Source organism: Microbispora sp. NPDC049633, from assembly GCF_040675265.1.
In the GTDB taxonomy this organism is placed as follows: domain Bacteria; phylum Actinomycetota; class Actinomycetes; order Streptosporangiales; family Streptosporangiaceae; genus Microbispora; species Microbispora maris.
In genome coordinates this window covers 1-24,640 of sequence record NZ_JBFAOO010000043.1, presented here as the reverse complement: position 1 = coordinate 24,640, position 24,640 = coordinate 1, and the positions used below count along the sequence as shown (strand labels likewise).

Annotated in this window: 21 protein-coding genes; 12 read left to right on the top strand and 9 right to left on the bottom strand. The window is 71.2% G+C overall.

Annotation, left to right across the window (positions count from 1 at the left end):
- Positions 1 to 289: 289 nt before the first annotated feature.
- Complete coding sequence (locus AB0J39_RS14070; RefSeq protein ID WP_363464167.1) at positions 290 to 781, bottom strand: NUDIX hydrolase; 492 nt, start codon at positions 779 to 781, stop codon at positions 290 to 292.
- A gap of 203 nt (positions 782 to 984) precedes the next feature.
- Here AB0J39_RS14070 and AB0J39_RS14065 point away from each other — a divergent pair, with 203 nt between their 5' ends.
- From AB0J39_RS14065 to AB0J39_RS14055, 3 genes are read left to right on the top strand one after another with little or no spacing between them, the layout of a single operon-like run.
- On the top strand, positions 985 to 2,649 hold the full coding sequence (locus AB0J39_RS14065; protein WP_363464165.1) for an extracellular solute-binding protein: 1,665 nt from the start codon (positions 985 to 987) through the stop codon (positions 2,647 to 2,649).
- Complete coding sequence (locus AB0J39_RS14060) at positions 2,646 to 3,638, top strand: ABC transporter permease subunit (RefSeq protein ID WP_363464164.1); 993 nt, start codon at positions 2,646 to 2,648, stop codon at positions 3,636 to 3,638. The genes AB0J39_RS14065 and AB0J39_RS14060 overlap by 4 nt, the downstream gene beginning before the upstream one ends.
- Positions 3,635 to 4,546: a carbohydrate ABC transporter permease gene (locus AB0J39_RS14055; protein ID WP_363464163.1), complete on the top strand. Its 912-nt coding sequence runs from the start codon at positions 3,635 to 3,637 to the stop codon at positions 4,544 to 4,546. Before AB0J39_RS14060 ends, AB0J39_RS14055 begins: the two co-directional genes overlap by 4 nt.
- Here the strand turns inward: AB0J39_RS14055 and AB0J39_RS14050 are convergent.
- A complete protein-coding gene (locus AB0J39_RS14050) occupies positions 4,536 to 5,738 on the bottom strand; it encodes a LacI family DNA-binding transcriptional regulator (protein WP_363464162.1) in 1,203 nt (400 codons plus the stop codon). The two genes, AB0J39_RS14055 and AB0J39_RS14050, sit on opposite strands and share 11 nt — an antisense overlap.
- 288 nt (positions 5,739 to 6,026) lie before the next feature.
- Between AB0J39_RS14050 and AB0J39_RS14045 the strand changes: the two genes are divergently transcribed.
- On the top strand, positions 6,027 to 8,189 hold the full coding sequence (locus AB0J39_RS14045) for a cellulase family glycosylhydrolase (protein ID WP_363464160.1): 2,163 nt from the start codon (positions 6,027 to 6,029) through the stop codon (positions 8,187 to 8,189).
- A 50-nt stretch (positions 8,190 to 8,239) separates the two neighbouring features.
- On the opposite strand, the gene AB0J39_RS14040 is transcribed toward AB0J39_RS14045, so the two are convergent.
- Positions 8,240 to 10,411, bottom strand: coding sequence for a glycoside hydrolase N-terminal domain-containing protein (locus tag AB0J39_RS14040; protein ID WP_363464159.1), 2,172 nt, complete (start codon positions 10,409 to 10,411; stop codon positions 8,240 to 8,242).
- Positions 10,412 to 10,451: 40 nt separating this feature from the next.
- On the opposite strand from AB0J39_RS14040, the gene AB0J39_RS14035 reads away from it, so the two are divergent.
- Entirely contained in the window at positions 10,452 to 12,359 is a 1,908-nt protein-coding gene (locus tag AB0J39_RS14035; RefSeq protein WP_363464157.1) for a beta-galactosidase, read from the top strand.
- A gap of 9 nt (positions 12,360 to 12,368) precedes the next feature.
- Here the strand turns inward: AB0J39_RS14035 and AB0J39_RS14030 are convergent, their stop codons facing one another.
- On the bottom strand, positions 12,369 to 12,713 hold the full coding sequence (locus tag AB0J39_RS14030; RefSeq protein WP_363464156.1) for a hypothetical protein: 345 nt from the start codon (positions 12,711 to 12,713) through the stop codon (positions 12,369 to 12,371).
- 523 nt (positions 12,714 to 13,236) lie between these two features.
- Here AB0J39_RS14030 and AB0J39_RS14025 point away from each other — a divergent pair.
- Both AB0J39_RS14025 and AB0J39_RS14020 read left to right on the top strand, forming a co-directional pair.
- Positions 13,237 to 13,617 (top strand): STAS domain-containing protein, encoded by a 381-nt coding sequence (locus AB0J39_RS14025; protein WP_363464154.1) that lies wholly within the window; start codon positions 13,237 to 13,239, stop codon positions 13,615 to 13,617.
- Positions 13,618 to 13,754: 137 nt separating this feature from the next.
- The gene (locus tag AB0J39_RS14020) at positions 13,755 to 15,203 is read left to right on the top strand and encodes an aminotransferase class I/II-fold pyridoxal phosphate-dependent enzyme (protein WP_363464153.1); all 1,449 of its coding nucleotides are present in this window, start codon (positions 13,755 to 13,757) and stop codon (positions 15,201 to 15,203) included.
- Positions 15,204 to 15,206: 3 nt separating this feature from the next.
- On the opposite strand, the gene AB0J39_RS14015 is transcribed toward AB0J39_RS14020, so the two are convergent.
- Entirely contained in the window at positions 15,207 to 16,388 is a 1,182-nt protein-coding gene (locus tag AB0J39_RS14015) for a glutamate--cysteine ligase (RefSeq protein ID WP_363464151.1), read from the bottom strand.
- Between the two features lie 208 nt (positions 16,389 to 16,596).
- Between AB0J39_RS14015 and AB0J39_RS14010 the strand changes: the two genes are divergently transcribed.
- Positions 16,597 to 16,971 (top strand): STAS domain-containing protein, encoded by a 375-nt coding sequence (locus tag AB0J39_RS14010; RefSeq protein WP_363464149.1) that lies wholly within the window; start codon positions 16,597 to 16,599, stop codon positions 16,969 to 16,971.
- Positions 16,972 to 17,053: 82 nt separating this feature from the next.
- Positions 17,054 to 17,494, top strand: a complete 441-nt coding sequence (locus tag AB0J39_RS14005; protein ID WP_363464148.1) for an ATP-binding protein — start codon at positions 17,054 to 17,056, stop codon at positions 17,492 to 17,494.
- 860 nt (positions 17,495 to 18,354) lie between these two features.
- On the opposite strand, the gene AB0J39_RS14000 is transcribed toward AB0J39_RS14005, so the two are convergent.
- Together AB0J39_RS14000 and AB0J39_RS13995 are read right to left on the bottom strand one after the other, a co-directional pair.
- Complete coding sequence (locus tag AB0J39_RS14000) at positions 18,355 to 18,603, bottom strand: hypothetical protein (protein WP_363464147.1); 249 nt, start codon at positions 18,601 to 18,603, stop codon at positions 18,355 to 18,357.
- Between the two features lie 23 nt (positions 18,604 to 18,626).
- Positions 18,627 to 19,673, bottom strand: coding sequence for an NAD-dependent epimerase/dehydratase family protein (locus tag AB0J39_RS13995; RefSeq protein ID WP_363464146.1), 1,047 nt, complete (start codon positions 19,671 to 19,673; stop codon positions 18,627 to 18,629).
- 198 nt (positions 19,674 to 19,871) lie between these two features.
- Between AB0J39_RS13995 and AB0J39_RS13990 the strand changes: the two genes are divergently transcribed.
- From AB0J39_RS13990 to AB0J39_RS13980, 3 genes are all read left to right on the top strand, one after another.
- A complete protein-coding gene (locus AB0J39_RS13990; protein WP_363464145.1) occupies positions 19,872 to 21,284 on the top strand; it encodes an NERD domain-containing protein kinase family protein in 1,413 nt (470 codons plus the stop codon).
- Between the two features lie 107 nt (positions 21,285 to 21,391).
- Positions 21,392 to 21,799, top strand: a complete 408-nt coding sequence (locus tag AB0J39_RS13985) for a pyridoxamine 5'-phosphate oxidase family protein (RefSeq protein WP_363464143.1) — start codon at positions 21,392 to 21,394, stop codon at positions 21,797 to 21,799.
- Between the two features lie 55 nt (positions 21,800 to 21,854).
- A complete protein-coding gene (locus AB0J39_RS13980; RefSeq protein WP_363464142.1) occupies positions 21,855 to 22,481 on the top strand; it encodes a uridine kinase in 627 nt (208 codons plus the stop codon).
- A 15-nt stretch (positions 22,482 to 22,496) separates the two neighbouring features.
- Here AB0J39_RS13980 and AB0J39_RS13975 read toward each other — a convergent pair whose 3' ends face one another.
- A complete protein-coding gene (locus AB0J39_RS13975; protein ID WP_363464140.1) occupies positions 22,497 to 23,909 on the bottom strand; it encodes an NAD(P)/FAD-dependent oxidoreductase in 1,413 nt (470 codons plus the stop codon).
- A gap of 13 nt (positions 23,910 to 23,922) precedes the next feature.
- On the bottom strand, positions 23,923 to 24,603 hold the full coding sequence (locus AB0J39_RS13970) for a response regulator transcription factor (protein ID WP_363464138.1): 681 nt from the start codon (positions 24,601 to 24,603) through the stop codon (positions 23,923 to 23,925).
- Between the last annotated feature and the right edge of the window lie 37 nt (positions 24,604 to 24,640).

Sequence of the window (24,640 nt, the reverse complement as noted above, 5' to 3'; positions counted from 1 at the left end):
CAGGCGTGCCGGATGGCGCTGCGGAGATAGCAGCCGATGGCGCGGGAGCGCTCCCACGCATTATGTCATCTGCATCCGGAATTGCGTCCGCAATATCAGATATTGACCACCAGATGCCGATATTTACGCTATATGCGCTGGTCAGCTAGGGTCCGGAGCGGAGAGATGGTACTCATGAGTAATTGAATATCGCGCTATTCCCGGCGTTACGGTCGCTGTCAATCCTGTTTGCGGCCGAGTGTCAATTTTGGACCGGTCCTTTCGGGTTCGACCTGAATCGACCCGGCCTTCAACCGGAAATGACTTCCCGGGCCAGCCGGCCCAGGAGGACGTCCAGCTTCTGGACCCGGCCCGTCATCGGGGTCGTGCCGTCCCACCACCCGATCGCGGCGATCTCGGCGTTGGGCACGAACCCGCCATGCGGTCCCGCCGCGCGCAGGGCGTACACGGCGGCGTACTCCGCGCGCCGCTCGGGCCCCAGCACGAACCGCGCGTACCCCGCGAACGCGAGGTCCTCGGCCACCAGCCCGGACTCCTCGCGCAGTTCCCGTACGGCCGCCTGCCGGGGCGTCTCGCCGGGATCGATCAGGCCGCCCGGCAACTCCCAGCACTGCCGGTAGCGGTTGAAGACGAGGAGCAGCCGGTCCAGGTGCGCGTGCCGGTGCCAGGCGGCGACCAGCGCGACCGGCGTCGGGGCGTCGGAGAACATCGCCCGCTCCGCCACCCGGTGGAACGCGGTCAGCTCGTTTCCCGCCTCGTCCGCCGCCATCGCGTCGGTCACGGCCACTCCTCAGGTCCGGAGAGAGCGCCCTCAGCCGAAGAAGGCGGCCAGTCCTATTGTCTGCAGCATGACCGAGACGCCCTCGACGGTCGAGCCCCTGAATGTTTCATGAAATCTTGTCGCCACCCCGTGAACCGGTTAATTTGTTTGGTCACCTGACGAACTAACCGCGTCGAGGAACCTTTCCCGGAAGGATCGCACCAATGAGCCAACCCCCCGGCGGCCCCCTGACCAGCCGCCGCGGATTCCTCGGGATCGTCGGCGCGGGCGCGCTCGCCGCCGCCGGCCTCACCGGCTGCGCGGCCAAGAAGGAGCTGCCCAAGGGCACCGCCGTCGCCGCCGACAAGCTCAAGGGCCTCGTGCCCACCCGTGTGCCGTTCCAGGTGCCGGGCCTGTCGCCCGACCTGCCGGGCGCCGAATTCGTCGAACCCGGCTTCCTGTCCAGGCCGGGCACGATGGTCCAGGCCGTCACCGCCAAGCCGATCACCAGCGGCACGGAGGTGAGGGTGATGACCCCGCTGTGGGGCACCGTTCCCCCCGGCCTCGGCGAGAACTCCTACTTCGACGCCGTCAACGAGCGGCTCGGCGGGGTCGTCCGGTTCAACATCTCGGACGGCAACACCTACGTCGACAAACTGAACACCCTCCTCGCCAGCGGCGACGTGCCCGACATGATCCAGATTCCGGGCTGGAACCTGATCACCATCGCCCATTTCACCGAGGCGGCCAACAAGCTCTTCGCCGACCTGTCGCCCTATCTGGCGGGCGACAAGGCCAAGGAGTTCCCGCTGCTGGCCAACTACGACACCGCCGCCTGGTCGTACGGCGTGTTCGGCGGCGTCCTGCAGGGCATCCCGTGGCAGAACGCGCCCTACCCGTTCGCCACGGTCGTCCGCCAGGACATCCTCGACGAATTCGGCCTGCCCCGCCCCAAGAGCGCCGACGACCTGCTCACGCTGGGCAAGGAACTGACCGACCCGAAGAAGAAGCGCTGGGCGTTCGGCGGCATGGACCAGGAGATCCAGCGGGCGTTCGGCGCCCCGCGCGAGTGGCGCAAGCAGCCCGACGGCACGCTGATCTACAAGTACGAGACGCCCGAGTGGCTGCAGTCCATCGAGTTCGTGACAAAGCTGTTCGAGGCCGGGTACGTCCACCCGGACGTGGTGGCCAACCGGTTCGCCGACCACAAGGAGCCCTTCGGCAGCGGGCAGCTCGTCATGTACAAGGACGGCATCGGCACGATCCACGAGCTGTTCGGCCGGTTCCTGCCCACCAACCCGAAGTTCGACGTGCGGGCGGTGGACCCCTACCCGGCCCACCCGGGCGGCAAGGTCATCGTGTGGCGCAACGAGCCCGCCAGCATGTTCTGCTTCATCAAGAAGGGCCTCGGTGACGCCCGCACCCGCGAGCTGATCGGCATCGCCAACTGGTGCTCCGCGCCGTACGGCACCCAGGAGTTCGACCTGGTCAACAACGGCGTCGAGGGCAAGCACTTCACCCTGAAGGACGGGCAGGTCCAGCAGACCGCGCTCGGCCGCAAGGAGTTCGCCCCGACGTACATGTTCCTGTCCGGACGGCCCGGCGCGATCACCGAGAACCAGTACCCCGGCTACGTCGAGGCGTACCACGGCTGGCAGACCACGGCCTCGAAGTACCTGGAGAACGACCCGTTCGTCGGCATCCGGGTCGAGGTGCCTTCCAAGATGGCCGGCCTTGTCCAGCCGACCGAGGACAAGATGAACGAGATCTTCCGCGGCAAGCGGCCGGTCTCCGAGTGGGCCCAGATCCTCAAGGACTGGCAGGAGCAGGGCGGCAACGAGGCCCGCGAGTTCTACATGAAGGTCGCCAGGGAGAACGGCCGCCTGTGAGCGCCGACGCGGACACGAGGAGTGTGACGGAGGTCCGGCCCGGGGCGACCCAGGCCGGGCCGGCCGTCGCACGACGGGGCGCCTTCAGGGACCGGCTGCGCCGGGACTGGCCGCTGCTGGTCATGGCCACGCCGATGCTGGTGCTGGTCACCGGCTTCTGGTGGATCCCGGCGCTGGGGAACGTCATCGCGTTCCAGGACTACAACCCGTTCAGCGGCGGCATCCTGGGCAGCCCGATCATCGGTTTCACCAACTTCGCCCAGCTGTTCGGCGACCCGCAGTTCATCCGTGCGGTGGTGAACACGCTGGGCATCACCGCGTTCCAGCTCGTCTTCTACTTCCCGGTGCCGATCGCGCTCGCGCTGCTGCTCAACAGCGTGGTCTCCGGGCGGCTGCGGGCCCTCATCCAGGGCATCGTCTACCTGCCCCACTTCTTCTCGTGGGTGCTGGTGGTCGCGATCTTCCAGCAGATGTTCGGCGGCGCCGGGCTGCTCGCGCAGATCCTGCGCGACCACGGGCACGCCGGGGTCGACTGGATGACGAACTCCGACACGTTCATCCTGCTGGTCACGGCGGAGACGGTCTGGAAGGACGCCGGCTGGGGCACGATCGTGTTCCTCGCCGCGCTCAGCACGATCGACCCCAACCTGTACGAGGCCGCCGCGGTCGACGGGGCCCGCCGGTGGCGCCGGATGTGGCACATCACGCTGCCGGGGCTGCGGCCGGTCATCGTGCTGCTGCTGATCCTGCGGCTCGGCGACGCGCTCAACGTCGGCTTCGAGCAGTTCATGCTGCAGCGCAGCGCGGTCGGCAGCAAGGCGTCGGAGGTCTTCGACACCTTCGTCTACTGGTCCGGCCTGCGCACGGGAGACCTGGGGTACGGCGCGGCGGCCGGCCTGTTCAAGGGCTTGGTCGGGCTGGTGCTCATCCTGGCGGCCAACCGGGTGGCGCACGCCCTGGGCGAGCGGGGGGTGTATTCGCGATCATGAGCAGGAAGAAGGTGTCCGGGCTCGCGCCCTGGGAGGAACCGGGCTCGCTCGCGGGCCGGATCGGCAAGGGCGGCGCGCTGGCGCTCATCGTGCTCGCCGTGCTGCTGCCGCTCTACACGATCGTGCTGACCAGCCTGTCGTCGGCCGAGACGGTGAACCGGGTGGGCGGCCTGGTGCTGGTGCCGGACGGCATAACGCTCGACGCGTACCGCCAGATCTTCTCCGACAGCGTCGTCAGCCGCGCGGTGCTGGTCAGCACCGGCGTCACCGTCGTGGGCACGGCGGTCAGCCTCGGCGTCAGCATCCTCGGGGCGTACGCGCTGTCCCGGCCGGGGTCGCTGTTCCACCGGCCGATCCTGTTCTGCGTCCTGCTGATGTTCGTGTTCTTCCCCGGGCTGATCCCGACCTACCTGATGGTCGCCTCGCTCGGGCTGAAGGACACGTACTGGTCGCTGATCCTGCCGTCGGCGGTGTCGGCGTTCAACATCGTCGTGCTGCGTGCGTTCTTCATGAACATCCCGCACGAACTGCTCGACAGCGCCCGCATCGACGGCGCCGGGGAGTTCCGCATCCTGTGGCGGATTGTGCTGCCGCTGTCGAAGGCGGTCACGGCGGTAATCGGCCTGTTCTACGCGGTCGGCTACTGGAACGCGTGGTTCAACGCGACGCTGTTCATGGACGACACCCGCAAGTGGCCACTCGCGCTGATCCTGCGGCAGTACGTCGTGGACTCCAACCCCCTGCCGACGGCCACCGTGGGCGTCAGCGGCTTCGGGCACGTCGCGCCCCCCACGCTGGCCATCAAGATGGCCATCGTCGCCATCGCCGTGCTGCCCGCCCTCCTCATCTACCCGTTCGTGCAGCGCCACTTCACCAAGGGCGTGATCATCGGCGCCATCAAGGGCTGAGCCCTTCCTCCGACCGACGCCCCGCCGCGCCTCCCACCGGCGGGGCGTCGCCACGCTCCGGTCGGTGATCCGCCGGCCGGGCGGTGCTCTGCCGGACGGTGAGGGTGGTGGCCAGTTCGAGACCGACCTGCGGCGTCGGCTCGCCGCGCCCCAGGGCGAGCGCCAGTTCGGTGGCGGCCGCCGCCATCTCGGCGAGCGGCTGATGGACGGTGGTCAACGGCGGATCGACCAGGGCGGCCACGGGCAGGTCGTCGAAGCCGACCACGCTCAGGTCCGCCGGAATCCGCAGTCCCAGCTCCCGCGCGGCCTCGTAGACGCCGAGCGCCTGCAGGTCGTTGCAGGCGAAGACCGCCGTGGGAGGGTCCGCGCGATCCAGCAGGGCGAGCGCGGCCGTCCGGCCGTCCTGCCTGGTGAGGTCGGCACGCACCACGAGGCCCGGGTCCATCGCGAGGCCGGCGGCCTCCAGGGCGGAGCGGTAGCCGTCCAGCCTGGCCCGGCAGCACAGGACCCCGTCCGGGCCGGAGATCATCGCGATGCGGCGGTGGCCCAGCCCGATCAGGTGCCGGGTGGCGGACCTGCCGCCCGCCCAGTTCGTCGCGCCGACGAAGGGGACGCCGTCCGGCAGTTCGGTCGTGGGGTCGAAGACCACGAAGGGGATGTCGTTGGCGCGTAGCCGGTCGCGCTGCTCCTCCGACAACTGGGCCACGGTCACGACGCAGGCGGGGCGACGGGCCAGCGTGTCGTCGATCGGGTGGTCCCCCGTGTCACGTCGCGGACCGAACTCCGTCAGCACGACCCCTACGCGGTGATCGCGAGCCACCCGCTCGACCCCACGGATGATCTCGATCCCCCACAGGTCCTCCAGCTCGCCGAAGACGAGTTCCAGCAGGTTCCTGCGGTTGCTCTTGCGGTAGCCGTACTCGTGGATGAGCGCCTCGACGCGGGCGCGGGTGTCCGCCGACACGCCGGAACGGCCGTTGACGACCTTGGACACCGTGGGGATCGACACCCCGGCGGTCTCGGCGATGTAGGAGATGGTCACGGGCCGTGCGGGATCGCCTTTCGGACGTTCCCGGTCGGCAACGGGTCCGTCCGGCCCGGCATACGACAACTCGGCCCCTCTCTCGTCGCCGGCCCGGCGCCGCGTCCTGCCGTGCCGTCCCGCCCCGTCGAACGTCGCGGGCCCGCTCACGGCGAAAGGATAACCCGTGGGCCGCACCGGGCGCCCGTGTGTGCGCCCGCCGAGGACAGTGAAAGTTTCAGCCTCATCTTCCGGAAGTTTCCACCAAATTATCGCCGTCATCGGGCATCTGCGTGCACGCCCGATCGGGGCCGATGCGCGGGATAGTGGCCCTCGGCACATCGCGCTGTTATGTTTCCGGCGAATTGTCAGAAAGTTTTCCAGCGAATGAGCCGACTTATTTCGTAGTCGAGATCGGCCGGCGCAGTCCACGGCAGATGCGCACAAGGGAGAGCAACGGTGAATCTGCACAGGTTACGAAGAGCCCGGCTGCGGGCCGGCGCGGTCGCCGGTGTCGTGGTCGCGCTGCTGGTGGCGGGCATTCTGACGGCCGTGGGCGCCCAGGCGGCGGCCGGCTGCCGCGTGGCGTACACCGTCTCGTCCCAATGGCCGGGCGGATTCACCGCCGACGTCAACGTGACCAACCTCGGCGACCCGGTCAGCGGCTGGCGCCTGACCTGGGCGTTCCCGTCGGGCCAGCGCGTGACCCAGGCGTGGAACAGCACGATCACCTCGTCGGGCGCGCAGGTCACCGCCGTCAACGAAAGCTGGAACGCGGCCATCGCGACCAACGCGACGGTCTCCTTCGGCTTCAACGGGTCGTGGTCGGGCGCCAACACCGCGCCGGCCACGTTCGCGCTCAACGGCGTCACGTGCACCGGGAACGCCGGGCCCTCGCCGTCGGCCAGTCCGTCGCGGTCCCCCAGCCCTTCACCGTCGGCCAGTCCGTCGCGATCCCCCTCGCCGTCCCCCTCGCCGTCTCCCTCGCCCAGCCCGTCGCCGTCCCCCTCGCCGTCGGCGTCTCCGCAGCCGGGCGACGCGATGGCCAGGGTGGCTGCCATGCAGCCCGGCTGGAACCTGGGCAACACGTTCGACGCGATCCCCGACGAGACGGCGTGGGGCAACCCGCTGACGACCCGGGCGATGCTGCACTATGTGCGATCGCAGGGGTACAACAGCATCCGGATCCCGGTGACCTGGAGCAACCACCACGGCCCGGCGCCGGACTACGCGATCGACTCCGCCTGGCTCAACCGCGTCCGCGAGGTGGTCGATTGGTCCCTGGCCGAGGGCTTCTACGTGATGATCAACCTGCATCACGACTCCTGGCAGTGGATCAACGGGTACCCCGGCGACCGCACGACCGTGATGAACCGATACACCGCGCTGTGGCGGCAGCTCGCCGGCACGTTCCGTGACCACTCCCAGAAGCTGGTGTTCGAGAGCATCAACGAGCCGCAGTTCACCGGCACCTCCGACGACGCCGCGAGCGATCAGGTGCTGGGCGAGCTCAACACCGCGTTCGTCCGGCTTGTGCGCGCGTCCGGCGGCGGCAACGCCACCCGGCTGCTCGTGCTGCCCACCCTGCACACCAGCTCCGAGCAGGCCCGGCTGGACGCGCTGACGGGCACCTTCAACCAGCTGCACGACCCCAACCTCGCCGCGACGGTGCACTTCTACGGCTGGTGGCCGTTCAGCGCCAACATCGCCGGCGGCACCCGCTACGACAGCAATGTCGAAAGTGACCTGGTCAGCGGCTTCGACCGGGTGTACGACACGTTCGTGTCCCGCGGCATCCCCGTGATCGTCGGAGAGTGGGCGCTGCTCGCTTACGACTACACCCGGCCCGGCATCATCGAACGCGGCGAGTTCCTGAAGTTCATCGAGGCCGTCGGCTACAACGCCCGCATCCGCAAGCTCACCACGATGCTCTGGGACGCGGGTTCGTTCCTGGAACGCAACGAGCTGCGATGGCGGGACCAGGGCATTTACGACGCGATGAAGGCCAGTTGGACCACGCGATCCGGCACGGCCTCCTCCGATCAGGTGTATCTCCCACGCAGCGGCGCGATCACCGCCAGGACGCTCACGCTCAACCTCAACGGCACCTCGTTCCAGGGCCTGCGACAGGGCAGCACCAATCTCGCCAACGGCGCGGACTACACCGTGTCCGGCAACACGCTGACCCTCACCGCGGCGGCCCTCACCCGGCTGGCCGGCAACCGGGCCTACGGCGTGAACGCCACCATCGAGGCCCGCTTCTCCCAGGGCGCGCCCTGGCAGATCAGCGTCATCACCTCCGACCCGCCCACCCAGGCCGCCGCCACCGGCACGACCTCCTCGTTCTCCATCCCCACCCAATTCCGCGGTGACCAGCTCGCCACGATGGAGGCCAAGTACGCCGACGGCAGCCCCGCGGGACCGGCCAACTGGACCTCGTACAAGGAGTTCTGGGCGTCCTTCCAGCCCGACTACACCGCGAACACCGTCATCCTGAAACCCGAGTTCTTCGCCGAGGTCAACGACGGCCGCGTCACCCTCACCTTCCACTTCTGGAGCGGAGCGAAGATCACCTACTACATCACCAAGTCCGGCACCACGGTGACCGGCAGCACCACCTGACGGGCGATATAGAGGTGTCGCGGCCGCACCGGCCGCGGCACCCGCCGCCGTCAGCGGCGGGTCCCGGGGGTGGTGACGGTGAGGCGGCGGGCGGCGGCGCCGGCCAGGACGGCTTCGACGCCCTCGGGGGACCAGGTCAGGCGCTCGACGACGACTCCGCGCCGGGCGCGCAGGCCGCGCACCTCGCCGGACGGCCAGGGGCAGGCCGGGAGCAGGTCGAGGCGGTCGCCCTCCGACCGGACGAGCATCGCGGCGACCAGCGCGGGGACCCCGCCGCACACGTCCACGTTGAAGATGGCGTCGCGGTTGTGGGTGGAGACCATGTTGGCCCGCCAGTAACGCGTGACCAGCAGGTCGAGGGCCTGCGAGGCCTCCGCCGCCATGCCGAGGTTCGCGGCGGCCAGGCCCAGCTGGACCAGCCCGAACGCCATCTCGTCCGAGTCCGCCCCGCGCCACCACTCCAGCCGCCGGCGTACGGCCTCGGCCCCCGCGGCGCGCAGGGCCGGGTCGGCGGCCTCGCCGGTGTCGTACCAGAACGGATAGAGGTGCGAGGCGTGCCGGTGGGCGTGGTTGTCCTCCAGCGTGAGACCGGGCGGCGGCGCCCACTCCGACAGCTCGCCCGTGGGCGCGATCCGGTACGCCGGCAGGCGGTCGCGCAGGGCCTGCCACCGGCGCGCGCCTGGCGACGACTCCCCGTGCGCCCGGACGAGGTTGCGCAGCAGGTCGCGTACGGCGGCGAGGTCCATCGTGGCGTTGACGCACGCCTGGGCGTCGCCGCCGGAAGGGGCGTTCTCCGGCGAGTAGGACGGCGCGAAGTTCCCCTGCTCGTCCAGGAAGTCCTCGTAGAACTCGGCCGCCTCGGTCATGAACGGCAGCGCCCGCTCCCGGAGGAAACCGAGGTCGCCCGTGTGGTCGTAGTAGTCGTAGTAGAGCCGCGACAGCCAGGCCGCGCCCGCCGTCCAGAAGGTCAGGCACCACGTGGGATGGAAGTGGTTGTGCCTGCCGTGGGTCGACACGTGGGCCGGCACGAGGATCCCCCGGCAGCCGTACAGCCTGCGGGCGTTGTCCCGGAAGTCGGGCAGGAGGCCTTCGAGCAGGTCGAAGACCGGGAGCAGGAGCTCGGGCGTGCCGGTGGCGAGCAGCCCGGCGACCGCCGCCTGCAGATTGCCGTCGAGGGTGTAGCCGGACTGCCACGGCGGCCGGAACGTCCCGCTCCACACGCCCTGCAGGGTCGGCGGCAGCTCCCCCACGCTGGAGACGATCGCGTACCTGGCCGCCGCGAAGACGGCCTCGACCAGCTCGGGCCCGCCGCGCGCGAGCAGGTCCTCGCTCCCGGGGCGCGCGTCGCGACCGCCGAGGCGGAGCCGTACGCGGCCGGACAGGTCGCCGTGGATCGCGGCGTGGTCCCGCAGGAGCCGGGCCGCGTCGGGGACGATCCGGTCCAGCGGGCACGGCTCGGCCGGGGCGGGGTGGACGACGGTCCGGGCGAGGATCGTGACCTCCCGCGCGCCGTGCGCCTCCAGCACACCGCCGCCCGCCCGCAGGCGGCCGCCCCGCGTGTGGACACGGCACTCGACGGTGTATCCCGTGACGGCCCCCTGCCCCTGAACCCCCTGCCCCCGAATCCCATGCCGGGAGAACTCGCCGGTCAACTGCAGCCGGTCAGGGGCGACCAGCGTCGCGTACGTGACCGGAGCCGGGGGCTCCCCGGCGACCGGCGCGAGCGCGAGGGTCCCCGAGACGTCGCCCAGCAGGCGGATCACCACGACGTCGCGGGCGCGGGAGACGAACACCTCCTGCCTGAGGACCCCGGGCCATTCCTGGGTCACCAGGCCGGTCGTGAAGTCGCAGCTCCGCGCGTAGCCCTCCGGCGCCGTCCCGTGCGTGTAGGTCAGGGTCCCCGCGCCGATCAGCGGGTCGACCAAGCGCAGGTCCGCGTAGCCGGGATCCTGCTCGACGGCCACCTCCATCACCCGGTCGGCCGCCCGCCGGAACTTTCCCGCGTGGAGCAGCGCGCGCAGCTCCGGCAGTATCCGGGCGGTCTCCGGCGGGTCGATCGGCGGCAGCGTGGGCAGGAACAGCCGCTCGTGCGACAGCGTGACCCTCATCTCGGGTCCCGCCCCGTAGACGAGGGCGCCCTGCCGGCCGTTCCCGCTGATCAGCGCGTGCTCCCAGTCGCCTGTACGGCTGTGCGAGACGAAACCGTTGACTCCTTGATCCACCCGAATTAGTTTGGCCTCCAGCCCAAAAAAGGACAAATGCATGCCGCTCTGGTACGGCGGGGACTACAACCCGGAGCAGTGGCCCGAGGAGGTCTGGGCCGAGGACATCGCGCTCATGCGCCGGGCCGGGGTCACCCTCGTGACCGTGGGCGTCTTCTCCTGGGCGCGGCTGGAGCCGTCCGCGGGCCGCTACGACTTCGGCTGGCTCGACCGGGTGCTCGGCCTGCTCGCCGACGGCGGGATCCGGGTGGACCTCGCCGTCCCGACCGCCTCACCCCCGCCCTGGTTCTCCCTGGCGCACCCCGACGCCCTGACCGTCACCCGGGACGGCGTACGGCTCACGCACGGCAGCCGCGACACCTACTGCGTGAGCGCCCCTGCCTACCGCGAGGCGTCGCTGCGGATCACCCGCGCACTCGCCGAGCGCTACCGCGACCACCCCGCTCTGGCGCTGTGGCACGTGCACAACGAGTACGGCACGCCCTGCCACTGCGACCACGCCGCGGCGGCGTTCCGCGCCTGGCTGCGGGAGCGGTACGGCGACCTCGACGCGCTCAACGACGCGTGGACGACGGCGTTCTGGGGGCAGCACTACTCGGACTGGGCGCAGATCACCCCGCCCCGGGCGACGCAGTATCTCCATAACCCCGCGCAGGCGCTCGACTTCCGCAGGTTCGTCTCCGACGAGATGCTCGCCCACTTCCGCGAGCAGCGCGACCTGCTGCGCGGCCTGACCCCGGGGGTGCCCGTCACCACCAACTACATGCTGGCCGGCTGGGCCTCGGTCGACCACTGGAAGTGGTCGACCGAGGTCGACCTCGTCGCCGTCGACCACTATCCCGCGGGCCAGGGCATGGCGGCGGCCGAGCAGAGCGCGTTCGCCGCCGATCTGGCCAGGTCGTGGGCGGGCGGGCGGCCCTGGCTGCTCATGGAGCAGGCCACGGGGTACGTGACGGGCCCCCGCATGGCGGCCAAGGAGCCCGGGGAGATCGCCAGGCACAGCCTGCAGCACGTCGCCCGCGGCTCGAAGGGCGCGCTGTTCTTCCAGTGGCGGGCCTCCCGCGGCGGCGCCGAGCAGTGGCACCCGGGCATGGTCCCGCACGCGGGCCCGGACTCACGCGTCTTCCGTGAGGTCTGCGCCCTGGGCGAGGCGCTGCGGCGGATCCCCGCGCCCCCCGGCGGGCCCCTCGTCGAAGCGGAGGCCGCGATCCTGTGGGACGAGGAGGCGTGGTGGGCCGTCCAGGGACCCGGCCAGCCGTCCGCCGAGATCGACTACCTCGCGGCCGTCGAGCAGGCCCACCGGGTGCTGTGGCGGCAGGGCGTGACCGCCTGCTTCGCCCATCCGTCGCACGATCTGTCGGCGTACCGGGCCGTCCTCGTGCCGAGCCTCTACCTCGTCTCCGACGAAGCCGCCGGCAACCTCGCGGCGTACGTCGAGGACGGCGGCACGCTCGTCGTGTCGTACTTCAGCGGGATCGCCGACGAGCACACCCGGGTGCGGACGGGCGGCTACCCGGGGGCGTTGCGTGAAGTCCTGGGCGTCCGCGTGGAGGAGTTCCGCCCGCTCGCCGGGCCGGTGGAGCTGCCGGGACTCGGCCGCGCGACCGCCTGGAGCGAGGTCGTCCACCTGGCCGGGGCCGAGGCGGTCGCCCGCTACCCCGGCGGCGGGCCCGCGGTCACCCGCCACCGCTTCGGCGGCGGCGCGGCCTGGTACGTCTCGACGCGGCTCGACGACTCCGGTTACGCCCGGCTGCTGGCCGCCGCCGGTCTGGCGGGGAGCGGCGTCCCCGGCGTCGAGATCGTGCGGCGGCGCGACCAGGTCTTCGCCCTCAACCACACGGGGGACGAGCAGCCCGTGCCGGTCCACGGCACCGATCTGATCACCGGCGGGCCCGTCGCCGGCGTCCTGCGCCCCGGACAGTGCGTCGTGGTGCGGAGCGCGCGGTAGGACGGGCCGTCAGCGGGTCACCGGAATCCGGGGCGCCGGCGCCTCGGCGGCCGGGCGGCGGTGCCGGGCGGCCTCCGCCGTCTCCTGCCGCGCCCCCTCCGGCTGCCCGGGCCGCGCTTCGTCCTGCGCCTGTTCCCGCGCCTGCTCCCGAGCTGGGCGGCCCTCGACCTGCCGGATCTCCTTCTCCAGGTCGTCCGCCGTCGGCGCCTCCAGCATGCGCGGCACCATGACCGTCGTCACCCGGGGGACGGCCCAGTAGCTTCCGGTGCGCTCGCCGTACCAGACCATCCAGCCGGGCGTCCTGGCCGCCAGCGCCCGCGCGGCGTTCCTGCCCTCGGTGATCTCGTCCGCCATGCCGATCCTCCCGCTCGCCGTACTTCCGGGAACGCGCCCTCTACCCAGACACGGACGGCTCAAGCCCCCGGCGGCCCAAGCACCGGCGGACGACGGGATAGGCATGGCCCGGTTAATGCGTTCCCCAAGAGGGGCCAGGAAAGGTAAGCATTTTCGGAGAAATCCTGGATACGTGTCATTTGTCTGGCTGGCTGGTATGTTTGAAGCAGTCCAGTCTCCGCCCCTGAGAGACCGGGCGGCCCGCACCGGCGTCGCACCCGGGTGCCCGCCTCCGGCGATCACCCGCAGGCCGGAACCCCTTGAGAGACAGGGGTTTCCCGCGAACCGGGACCGTTCGGGACACCTCTCCAGAGATCGCCGCGAAGCCCTACATCTTTACCTATTTGCCACAATCTGGCGTACAAGTGGGATTGCCGGATGGACTCGCATACCATCGACCGTCGCGCATTACCGGGACCTGACACTCCGCCGGGTAGCGTCGTTCAAGACAGTACGCCCGAAAAATATGGATGAAGGCGCGTATATGACAACGCAGCAGCTCGAGATTACTGTGAGCGATCACCAGCCGGCCGTCGTGGTCGCGCTGCGCGGTGAACTCGACATCGCCAGCGGGGACACGTTCCGGAGGGCGATCGGGAATCTTGTCCGCCAGGGTCGCGTGAAGATCGTGGTGGACGCGTCCGGTCTGCGGTTCTGCGACTCCAGTGGCCTGGAGGCGCTGCTGGACGCCCGGGACGACATCCAGAAGGCCGTCGGTTCGATGCGGCTCACCGGAGTTCACGGCATCTTGAAGATCGTCCTCGAGGCGACCCGGCTGCGCGACACGTTCATCATCGACGGCACGCCCGTCGAGGCGGTCGCCGCCATGGTGGTGACGGCCTCGCGCGACGTGTCCATGGTCTGACCGTTTGACCGCCGGCCTCCGCCCCACGTCGGGGCGGGGGCCTCTGACCGCCCCGATGCGGTCGTTTGTGCCGGTCAGGTCCGGGTACGCGCGTCCGGGGGAACGCCCCCATGTCGTTCAGGGGGAGGAACACGGACATGGATCAGTCCCGCGTACCCGTGCTGGAGGCGCTCGCCGCCTATCGCCGGCGGGGAGACCTCAACTTCACGCCTCCCGGCCACAAGCAGGGGCGGGGGGTGGACCCACGGGTCCTGGAGGTCCTGGGCGAAGACCTCTTCCGGGACGACGTCATGGTCATGAACGGCCTGGACGACCGGCTGCAGAGCAACGGCGTGCTCGAAGAGGCGCAGCAGCTCATGGCGGAGGCCGTCGGCGCCGAGAAGGCGTTCTTCTCCACCTGCGGCAGCTCCCTGTCCGTCAAGAGCGCCATGCTCTCCGTGGCCGGACCGGGGGAGAAACTGCTGGTCGCCCGCAACTCCCACAAGTCGGTCATCTCGGCGCTGATCCTCAGCGGCGTCGAGCCCGTCTGGGTGCACGGTGACTGGGACGGCGATCTCCACATGTCGTATCCGCCCACGCCGCAGGCGGTGGAGGAGGCGTTCAAGGCCGCCCCCGACGCCAAGGGCGTCATCGTCGCCAGCCCGGTGGACTACGGCACCTGCGGCGATCTCGCGGGCATCAAAGAGGTGTGCCACAGGTACGACCGGACGTTCATCGTGGACGAGGCGTGGGGCGCCCACCTGCCGTTCCACGAGAATCTGCCCACGTGGGGCATGGACGCCGGGGCGGACGTGTGCGTGACGAGCGTCCACAAGATGGGCAACGGACTGGAGCAGAGCTCGGTGTTCCACCTCCAGGGCAACCGGGTGGACCCGGCCGTGCTCAAGGCGCGTGAGGACCTGCTCGGCACGACCAGCCCCTCGACGCTGATCTACGCGGCCCTCGACGGCTGGCGCAGGCAGATGGTGGAGCGCGGCAAGGACCTGCTCGACCGTGCGCTGGAGCTCGCGGAGTCGGCCCGCGGGGAGATCGACAAGATGCCCGGCCTGTGGGTGCTGAGCAAGGAGAACACCGGGGCCTTCGACGTCGATCCGCTCAAGATCGTGATCGACGTGTCGGAGCTCGGCGTCGACGGCTACCACGCCTCCGACTGGCTGCGCGAGCGCTGTCACGTCAACTTCTCGCTGAGCGACCACCGCCGGGTCAGCGCCGAGATCACCGTCGCCGACAGCGAGCAGACGGTCGGCGTGCTGCTCGACGCGCTGCGCGCCCTGTCGTCGGCCTCCGACCTGCCGCCGGCGGCCAGGATCGACGTGCCCGAGCCGGGCGAGCTGGAGCTGGACATCGCCATGCTGCCCAGGGACGCGTTCTTCGGGCAGGTCGAGATCGTGCCCACCGGTCAGGCGGTGGGCCGGATCGTGGCCGAGATGGTCACGCCGTACCCGCCCGGCGCGCCCGCCCTGTGCCCGGGCGAGCGCATCACCAAGCCGGTGCTGAGCTACCTGACCAGCGGGCTCGAAGGCGGCATGAGCATCCCGGACGTGAGCGACCCCAGCCTGAAGACGCTGCGCGTCGTCGCGGAGTGAGGGTCAGGCCCAGCAGGAGGCGGTCGTCTGCGTCATAAGCAGCTCGGTCACCTCACGCAGGCGGCCGTGCCGGGCGTACGCCGCCCGCTGACGAGCCGCCCCCGATCCGCTGTGCCGTACGCGGTCGAGCTGGAGGGTCAGCGGCGCCCAGTCGCCGTTCTCCTCCAGCACCGGCCGCACGTGCTCCAGCAGGCGGTCCACCAGGCGCCAGGCCGGCACGCGGGTTCCGGCTAGCAGGTCGAGGGCGTGGCCGTCCACGCCGTCGCGGGCGGCCCGCCAGTAGGCCGCATGCAGCAGGGTGTCCTCGACGTCGGGGGCGGGCACGCCGGCCCGCACGTCCCGCAGCGCCGTCTCGGCCAGCCCCCGTACGAGCCCGGCGAGCAGCACGGCCTCGCCGGCGGTCGGGCACACGTCGGCCGCGCGGATCTCCAGCGTCGGCACGTGGTCGGACAGGCGGACGAGCCAGTAGATCATCCCCCGGTCCATGATCGAGCCCCCGGCCAGCATGCCGTCGACGAGACTCTCGTAGTGGCGGAGCGACCGGAAGAACGGCGGCGGCTGCGCGCTCGGCCATCGGCCCATCATCAGCGCCCGCCAGCTCGCGTAGCCGGTGTCGCGGCCGTCCGCGATCGGCGAGTTGGCCGTGAGCGCCTGCACGACCGGGAGCCAGGGCCGCAGGTGGTTGCTGACCCGCAACGCCTCCTCGCGGTCCCCGATGCCCACGTGGATGTGGCAGCCGCACACCCCCTGGCCCCGCATGACGGCCCCGAACTCGCGGTGCATGGCGTGGTAGCGGGGGCACGACGACAGGGGCGGCACTCCCGCGTTGCCGTCCAGGGGCGTGCCGCAGGCGAGGAGTCCGAGCCCCGCGCTCGCGGCGGCCCCGGCGGCGGCGCGCCGCATCTCGAGCAGGTCGCCGTGCAGGTCCGCCAGGGTGACGTGCACCGCGCTGTTGCTCTCCAGTTGGAACTGTGTCAGTTCGAACACCAGCCGGTCCGCCCCCGCCCCGGCCGCCCGCTCGCGGATATCCCGCGCCGCCGGGACGACCCGTCCGGTTCGCGGGTCGACGAGCAGGAACTCCTCCTCGACCCCGAGCGTGAGCGTCGCCGAACTCACGGTTGCCTGCGCGACGAGGGAGGGTCCGTGCACGGTGTCGAACTGGACCTCCCTTGTCACGTCCGGCATGAGCGATCTTCTTTGGAGGAGGGTCCAGTCGGTCAATCCCCCATTCCCCCGGACCATGAGGCGAAAAACCACAAATGGCGTTTCTTGACCCTCCATCCGTACGCCCCTGCCCCGCGGCGTCCCTGCCCTAGACTGGCACCGTCTCCCCCCGCCCCCGCAGTCCCCGTTCGCAGCGTCCCCCGTTCTCAGCGTCCGCCGAGGTGTGTTCGTGACCGCCGCCGTCCTACTGACCCCCGTGTCCGCCCCTGTCGCCGACCACGTGCTGGTCGTCGCGCTCGACGGCGCCCTGGACTACACGAACGCCGAGCGGCTGCGCCAGGACATCGAGGTGGCCCTGGGCGAGGAGCGGCGCGAGCTGATCCTCGACCTGAGCCCGCTGAACTTCTGCGACTCCACGGGCATCCGCATCCTGCTGTCGGTGCGGAAGCTGCTGCAGGAGCGGAAGGGCGCCGTGACGCTGGCGGGCCTGAACCCGCGGCTCGCGAGGATCTTCAGGACCACCGGGCTGATCAACGCCTTCGCCGTCGCGCCGGACCTCGCGGAGGCCGTCGAGATGGTCGGCGCGCGGTCGACCCCCAGGTGAAGGCATCGGACGAGTAACGAGACGGTAGCCTCGGAGATACCGGGCGGCAGACCCAGCCGGAAGGCAGCGGCGAGGAGGACAGGTGGTGGATCACCGCCGGCAGTGGCCGATTACGGATGATCTCGCGACACTGCGCGAGAACATCCAGCGGTACGCCGTGCAGGCGGGCCTCACCGGCCCCCGGCTGGACGACCTCGTCATCGCCGCCAACGAGGCCGCCATCAACGTGCTGGAGCACGGTGGCGGAGCCGGCACGCTGGCGATCTCGTGCGACGGCGGCGTGCTCGCCGTCGACGTCGCCGACCATGTCGGCGTCCTGCCGCCGGGCGCGGTGCCGGGCGAGCGGCCCGGCGGTCGCGCCGACCGCGGCTTCGGCCTGTGGCTCATGGGCGAGCTGTGCGACTCGGTGACCATCGACCAGATCCCCGGTCAGTCGACCGTCCGGCTGTCCATGCGGGTGAACGAGGGCGATCCGGCCACCGGCGGGAGCGCCGCCTCCCTGCGCGGCGCTCACTCCGCCTGAGCGGGCGACGGCCCGTCGCGGACCCAGGAAAGCATCCCGGCCGGCCCTGGTTCGGCTCCGGTTGCGCCCCGGTTGGCCCAGGGCATCGTCCCGATCCCGTAAACCTGGTCTCCAGGGCTCTCCGGCCGCCTTAACCTGGGTCCGCGACCACCTCCTCACGGCTGCTGGACGGCTACCTGAGGAATGCCCATGACGCGGCGGCAACCGCGATCAGGGCGCAGAGGCGGATGGTCCGGGGTGTGCTGTCGACCACGTCCCGGACCGCTCTGGCCACCTCGCCGATCCACGAGCCGAACTCCGGGTCGTGAATCCGCCCTTCGATACGGCGTCCCGCGCTCCCGCGGGGCCTGATAGCAGTCATCGGGGCCCCCTCCCCATATGCGCTGTCCGAGAGCGATGTCCCGGACATTCGATCGGCCCGATCAGGAATCCGTTCCCGGCCGGTCCGAAGCGCGCCATGGGCGGAATCCCCGCCGCAGTCGCGCCGCCGACCCGGTAGGAGGGATTCCGGACCATTTCCCCGATGTTCACAGGTGACCCAGGGTGCACGCAACGAAAACGAGCGGCATTCGAGGATCCGTACGAAGAGTGACGTTCAGATCACAGCTTGCGATAGCTTTTTATCCTGATTTGTCCGGCGACGCGTAGTTGTGTGTCCGTTTTGTCCGCGGCCCTTTCCGGAATTTTGGGTCAGCGCGCGACACGCCGTCATTTGTCTCTGAGGACGGCATCGGACGGCATATCCGGGCGCTCCGCGACGCCCTGGACAGGGCGCACGGAACCGCATGCGGATGGGGGATGCCGGAGACGATGTTACCGAAAGTGACGCCGCCGTCACGCATTCCGCGTAGGTGGCGCGGTCAGGCGCCGAGGTCGCGTACGGCGTTCTCCAGGCAGCGGGTGAGCGTCTCGACCCGCTCCTCGGTCACCGGCTCGTCGCTGTGGGCCTCGGGCAGGTCCGCGCGGCGCGCCACCACGAGCTTGCGGTGCCTCTCGTCGATCTCGTCGATCGGCAGCACGAGGCACTCGCCCCGCACGAAGACCAGCGCGACGTCCGGGTCGGCCGACTCCAGCAGCCGGCGGACGCAGTCGGGATCGAGCAGCGCCATCGCGCCTCCCTCTCGGCCGGCGTTCACGGACGCGTGCCCACGCCCGTCGTGACCTCCTTGACCCGCTCCCGGCCCGAGTCGGGCGCGAGCGGCGGGGTCTGCATGCCCGCACCACGCCGCATGCCCTCGATCACCGCGCGCAGGGCGTCCACCGCGCTGTGCCGCGGCCGCCAGCCCAGTTCCTCACGGGCACGAGTGGTGTCCATGATCGGGATCTGCAGGACCATCTCCACCATGCCGGGCGAGGCCGGGATCAGCCGCAGGTGCCAGCCCGCCGACACGGCCGTACGCACCACCGTGGCCGGGAGGGGCACCCGCCGGGCGCCGAGCAGGTCCGCCAGCACGGCGGGGTCGATCAACGGGTCGGCGGCCAGGTTGAACGCCCCCCGCACATCGCGGGTGAGCGCCAGCCGGAACGCCTCGCCGGCGTCCCGCGAGTGCAGCGCCTGGAACCGCAGGCGCGGCATGTCCGGCACGAACGGGATCAACTCCGGCCGCACCAGCCGCTGCGGCAGGAACGGCCCGGCGAACAGCCGTCGCTGCTCGGTCGCGGACTCCTCCTTGAAGATGAACCCCGGCCGCATCCGCACCACGCGGATGTCCGGGTGGTCGCGCTCGAAGATGTCGAGCACGCGCTCGACGTAGGCCTTCTCCCGGCCGTACGCGGCGTTCGGCCAGCCGTGGGTCGGCCAGGACTCGTCGACGGGCGGGTCCTTGGGCCCGGGCGAGTACGCCCCCACGGACGAGGAGTGGACGAGGACCGAGACCCCGGCCCGGGCTGCGGCGTCGAAGACGCGCGTGCTCCCGAGCACGTTGGACCTCCACGTGGTGACCGGGTCGTGGGTGGGCTGGAACAGCCAGGCCAGGTGCACGACCGCGTCGGCGCCGGCGAAGATCGGGTCGAGGTCGTCCCGGAAGACGTCGGCCGTACGCCATTCCGTCTTCGCCGGGCGCCAGTCGGGCATCCGGCGGGCCACCCCGACGATCGAGGTCACGCTGGTCTCGGACTCGAGGGCGGTGAGCACGCTCGTGCCGACGTTCCCGCTCGCACCAATCACGACAACTCGCATGAAGTACTCCGTTTCCGGACACATGCCGATGCAAACCGGTCACCGGCCGCGTACTGGCCCACTCCCCGGCACAGCGGCGAACATGCGGGAGCTCCAGATTTCCCCTGGGACAATGCGGGGGAATCAGTGGTGGCGCGGGAATACCGCTACCTAGGAGGATTAAGTTCTCAATCTGGTCAGAGAGGCGGAGTAGCGGAGATGGCTCAGATCGTCGGTGGCGGACGCCCCGTCAATGACGCCGAGCGAAGGGTCATCGCGCACCTGCGGGACAACGCCCCTGACGACTGGCTGCTACTGCACAACATCGAGGTGCCGCGCGGCGCCGACCTGTTCGAGGTGGACGTGGTCGTGCTCACCGGCCACTCCCTCGTGGTGATCGACGTGAAGGGGGCCAGGGGCCGGTTCGAGGTGTCGGGCACCCGGTGGTTCCCCCAGCACCGGGAGGCGTTCGGCTCCCCGGTGGCCAAGCTGCGCGGCACCGCGCGGGCGCTGAAGGGCCTGCTGATCGAGGAGCACCGCGAGCTGGAGCGGTTGTACGTCGACAACGTGGTGGTGCTGACCGCCCCCGGAGCCGTCCTCGTCGACCCCAGCGGCCGCGACGCCCGCCACGTCACCACCATCGCCGGGCTCATCCCCATGCTCAGCGACGTGTCCCGGGTCAGGCACGGATGCAGCCGGGACGCCGCGCCGTACCGGACCGCGATCATCGAGGCGCTGAACGGCACCGTGCGCCGCTCGACCGCGCCGCCGCGCTTCGGCAACTGGGAGGTGGAGGAGCAGCTGGGCGGCGACAGCCGGGTCACGGAGTATCGCGCCGTCAACGCGACCGCCCCGACCAGCGGGACCGTGCTGCTGCGGGTCTACCGCGCCGACCCGCTGGCCGAGCAGCGGCGGCGGGTGGCCGAGCAGCGCCGGATCGCCAACGCCTACCAGTCGCTCGCCAAGATCCCGCCGCATCCCTGCGTCGTACGCTCACGGGACTTCTTCGCCATCGACGACGAGAGCCGGTTCGTGCTCGTGCTCGACGACGTGCACGGGCAGGCCCTGCACCTGCACCTGACCGGGCGGAAGCTGGGCATCGACGCCAAGCTCGGCGTGATGGAGGACATGCTGGACGGCCTCGCCCACGTCCACGCCAACAACGTCATCCACCGGGCGCTGACCCCCGCCTGCGTGCTCGTCACCGACGACGGCAACGCGATGCTGACCGGTTTCGACTACGCCAAGCCCGGCCCGCGCAAGCACACGGTGGCCAACGAGCTGCCGAACATCCTCGACGTCCACTACGTCGCCCCCGAGTGCCGGGCCCGCCCCGACCGGATGACCCCCGCCGCGGACGTGTACTCGGCCGGCGTGATCGCCTTTCAGCTCCTGACCGGCGAGCTGCCCATGCCCGGCGTGGACGCCGAGCCGGACGCAGGCGGCGTCGCCCCCGAGGTCATGGACCTCGTACGGCGGATGCGCGACGCCACGCCGGCCAAGCGCCCGGACGCGGTCACGGCCCTCGCCGAGCTGCGGGTGGCCCGCGACGCCCAGCCCCGGCGGCGCGCGCCGTTCGGCGGCAGGCTCAGGAACGCCCTGCGCCGCCTGTCCCGCCCCGCGCACCGATGATCCGGGGGGTTGTCCCGGCCTCCCGGCCCGGCCGGGAGGCCGATCGACGTCGATGACGGGACCTTCGTCCCTAACCCGTCCGCCGGTCGATCCCGCAGGCTTGCAGCATGAAGCTCGACTCGGCCGGCCTGGAGATCCTCAGCGGAGGAGAATGCCTGGATCTGCTGGCCTCCGCCCCCATCGGCAGGATCGTCTTCACCGATCGCGCCCTCCCCGCCGTCCAGCCGGTCAACTTCTGCCTGCTCGACGGGAACATCGTCATCCGCACCGCCGCCGGGTCCAAGCTCGCCGCCGCGGCACGCAACGCCATCGTCGCCTTCGAGGCCGACGACTTCGACGTCTCGTGCCGTACGGGATGGTCGGTGACCGCGGTGGGTCCGGCCCGCGCGGTCTCGGAACCGGAGGAGATCGCCCGCCTGTCGGCGCTGCCGCTCACGCCGTGGGTGCCCGGGAACCGCGACCACTTCATCATCATGGCCCCCGAGCAGATCTCCGGCCGCCGGCTCAGCAGGTAGCGCCGGGGCGGACCTTGGTCACGATCCTGCCGGGACCGTCGGCGATGATTGAGAGGTGCGTGCCCGTCCCGTCTCCCCGTCCCTGCTCGTGGAGGAACTCGCCGATCTGATCGCCGCCAGGCCGCGCGACGCATGGGTGCGCGTCGCCGTCGACGGCGCTCCCCCCGCCGAGCCGGGACGGCTCGCCGGGGATCTGGTGGAACCGCTGCGCCTGCGCGGCCGGGACGTCCTGCGGGTGCCCGCGGCCGGGTTCCTGCGCCCGGCCTCGCTGCGGCTGGAGTTCGGCCGGACCGACCCCGACGTGTTCCACGACGAGTGGCTGGACGTGAACGGCCTCCGCCGTGAGGTGCTCGGGCCGCTCGAGCCGGGCCGTACGGGCCGGGTGCTGCCCTCACTGTGGGACAGCGTGCGCGACCGGGCCACCCGCGCGGACTACGTGACGCTGAAGCCGGGCGGGGTGGTGCTGGTCGACGGCGCGCTGCTGCTCGGGCGCGGCCTGCCGTTCGACCTGACCGTCCACCTGTCCTTGTCGGCCGCCGCGCTGGCCCGCCGCACGCCGCCCGGGGAGCGCTGGACGCTGCCCGCCTACGAACGGTACGAACGCGAGGCGGACCCGGCGCGGGCCGCGGACGTGGCCGTCCGCGTCGAGGACCCGCGCCACCCCGCCATGCTCACTGTCTGAAGGTGAGCACGGTCTCTAGAGCCCGTACGCCTCCAGCAGGCGCAGCCACACCTCGCTGACGGTCGGGTAGGCCGGGACGGCGTGCCACAGGTCGTCGAGGGTCACTTCGGCGGTGACCGCGATCGTCGCGGCGTGCAGCAGCTCGGCCGCCCCGGGTGCCACGAACGTCACGCCGAGCAGCACCCGGCGGCGCTCGTCGACCACCGCCTTGGCCCTGCCCCGATAGCCGTCGCCGAGCAGGTAGCCGCCGGCCACCTGCTCCATGTCGTACTCCACCACCCGCACGTCGAAGCCCTCCGCGCGGGCCTGCGCCTCGGTGCGGCCCACCGCGCACACCTGCGGATCGGTGAAGACCACCTGCGGCGCCCCGGCGCGGTCCGCGCGGTCGCGCATCCCGGGCCGGTCGTCCGCCTCGCCGCGGGCCCGGGCGGCGACCACGTCCGCGGCCACCCGCGCCTGGTACTTGCCCATGTGCGTGAGGAGCGCGAGGCCGTTCACGTCCCCGATCGCGTAGAGCCAGCCGTCCGCCACGCCGGTGGCCCGCATGCTCTGGTCCACCTCTATCGGGCCGGACTCCGGCAGCCCCACCGAGGCCAGGCCGAGGCCGTCCGTGGCGGCCCGGCGGCCGGCCGCGACCAGGATCTCGTCGGCCGTGACCGTCCCGCCGCTCGCGAGGCGCACCAAGACCTCGCCGCCCGGCTCCGGCCGCTCGACCTTCTCCGCGCTCTCGTGCATGCGGACGTCGATCCCCTGGGCGGCCAGCGACCGTGCGACCATCTCCCCGGCGAAGGGCTCCGTACGTCCGAGCAGCTCGCCGCCCCGGACGAGCATCGTGACCTCCTTGGCCCCGAGCCCCCGCATGGCCTGGGCCATCTCGCACGCGACCACGCCGCCGCCGATCACCACGAGCCGGTCCGGTACGGAACGCACACCGGTGACCTCACGGTTCGTCCACGGCCCCGCCGCGGCGAGACCGGCCACGGGCGGGATCACCGGGCGGCTCCCGGCGGCCAGCATGACGGCGTGGTTCGCCACGAGCGTGCGGGTGCCGCCGTCGGCCGTCGCGACCTCGACCCGCCGGGGACCGGCGAGCCGTCCGGTGCCGCGTACGAGCGTCACGCCCGCCGAGTCGAGCCAGCGCGCCTGCCCCGCGTCGTCGTAGTGCGACACCACGTCGTCGCGCCGGGCCAGCACCGCGGCGGCGTCGATCGGGCCGCCGAGCCGCAGCCCCGTGACCCGGCCCACCTCACCCGCGAGGTCCACCGGCCGCAGGAGTGCCTTGCTCGGCATGCAGGCCCAGTAGGAACACTCCCCTCCCGCCAGCTCGCTCTCCACAATGACGGTGCTCAGACCGGACGCGGCCACCCGTCCCGCGGCGACCTCACCCGTCGAACCCGCACCCACCACGATCACATCGAAGACGTCCACGGGCTCCACCCTGTCATCCCCGCGGTCGTGAGGTGGAGACGAGCCCCCCTTCATAGGCGGCGATGACCAGCTGGGCCCGGTCGCGCGCGCCGAGCTTGGCGAGCAGATGGCCGATGTGGGTCTTCACGGTGGCCGTGCTGACATGGAGGTTCGCGGCGATCTCCAGGTTGGACAGGCCGCGTGCGACGAGCGTCAGCACCTCACGCTCCCTGATGGTGAGGCCGTCGAGCAGGGGTCCGGATCGAGGCCGGTCGGCGGCGGTCCGGGCGAACTGGGCGATCAGCCGCCTCGTCACGCTCGGCGCCAGCAGCCCCTCCCCCGCGGCGATGACGCGGATCGCGGCCAGCAGGTCGGCGGGCGGGGTGTTCTTCAGCAGGAAGCCGCTCGCCCCGGCCCGCAGCCCCGCGTAGACGTACTCGTCGAGGTCGAACGTGGTGAGGATCAGCACTCTGGTGCCGAGGCGCTCGGCGCAGATGCGCCGGGTCGCCTCGATGCCGTCCATGCCGGGCATGCGCACGTCCATCAGCACGACGTCGGGGCGTTCCGCGCGGGCCAGTTCGACGGCCCGTGCCCCGGTGCCCGCCTCGCCGACCGCCACCAGCCCCGGCGTGCTGTCGACCAGCAGGCGCAGGCTGCCGCGCAGCAGTTCCTGGTCGTCGGCGAGCAGCACCCGGATCGGACCCGGCTCGTTCATCTCCCCTCCTCCCGCAGCGGCAGGCGGGCACGCACGC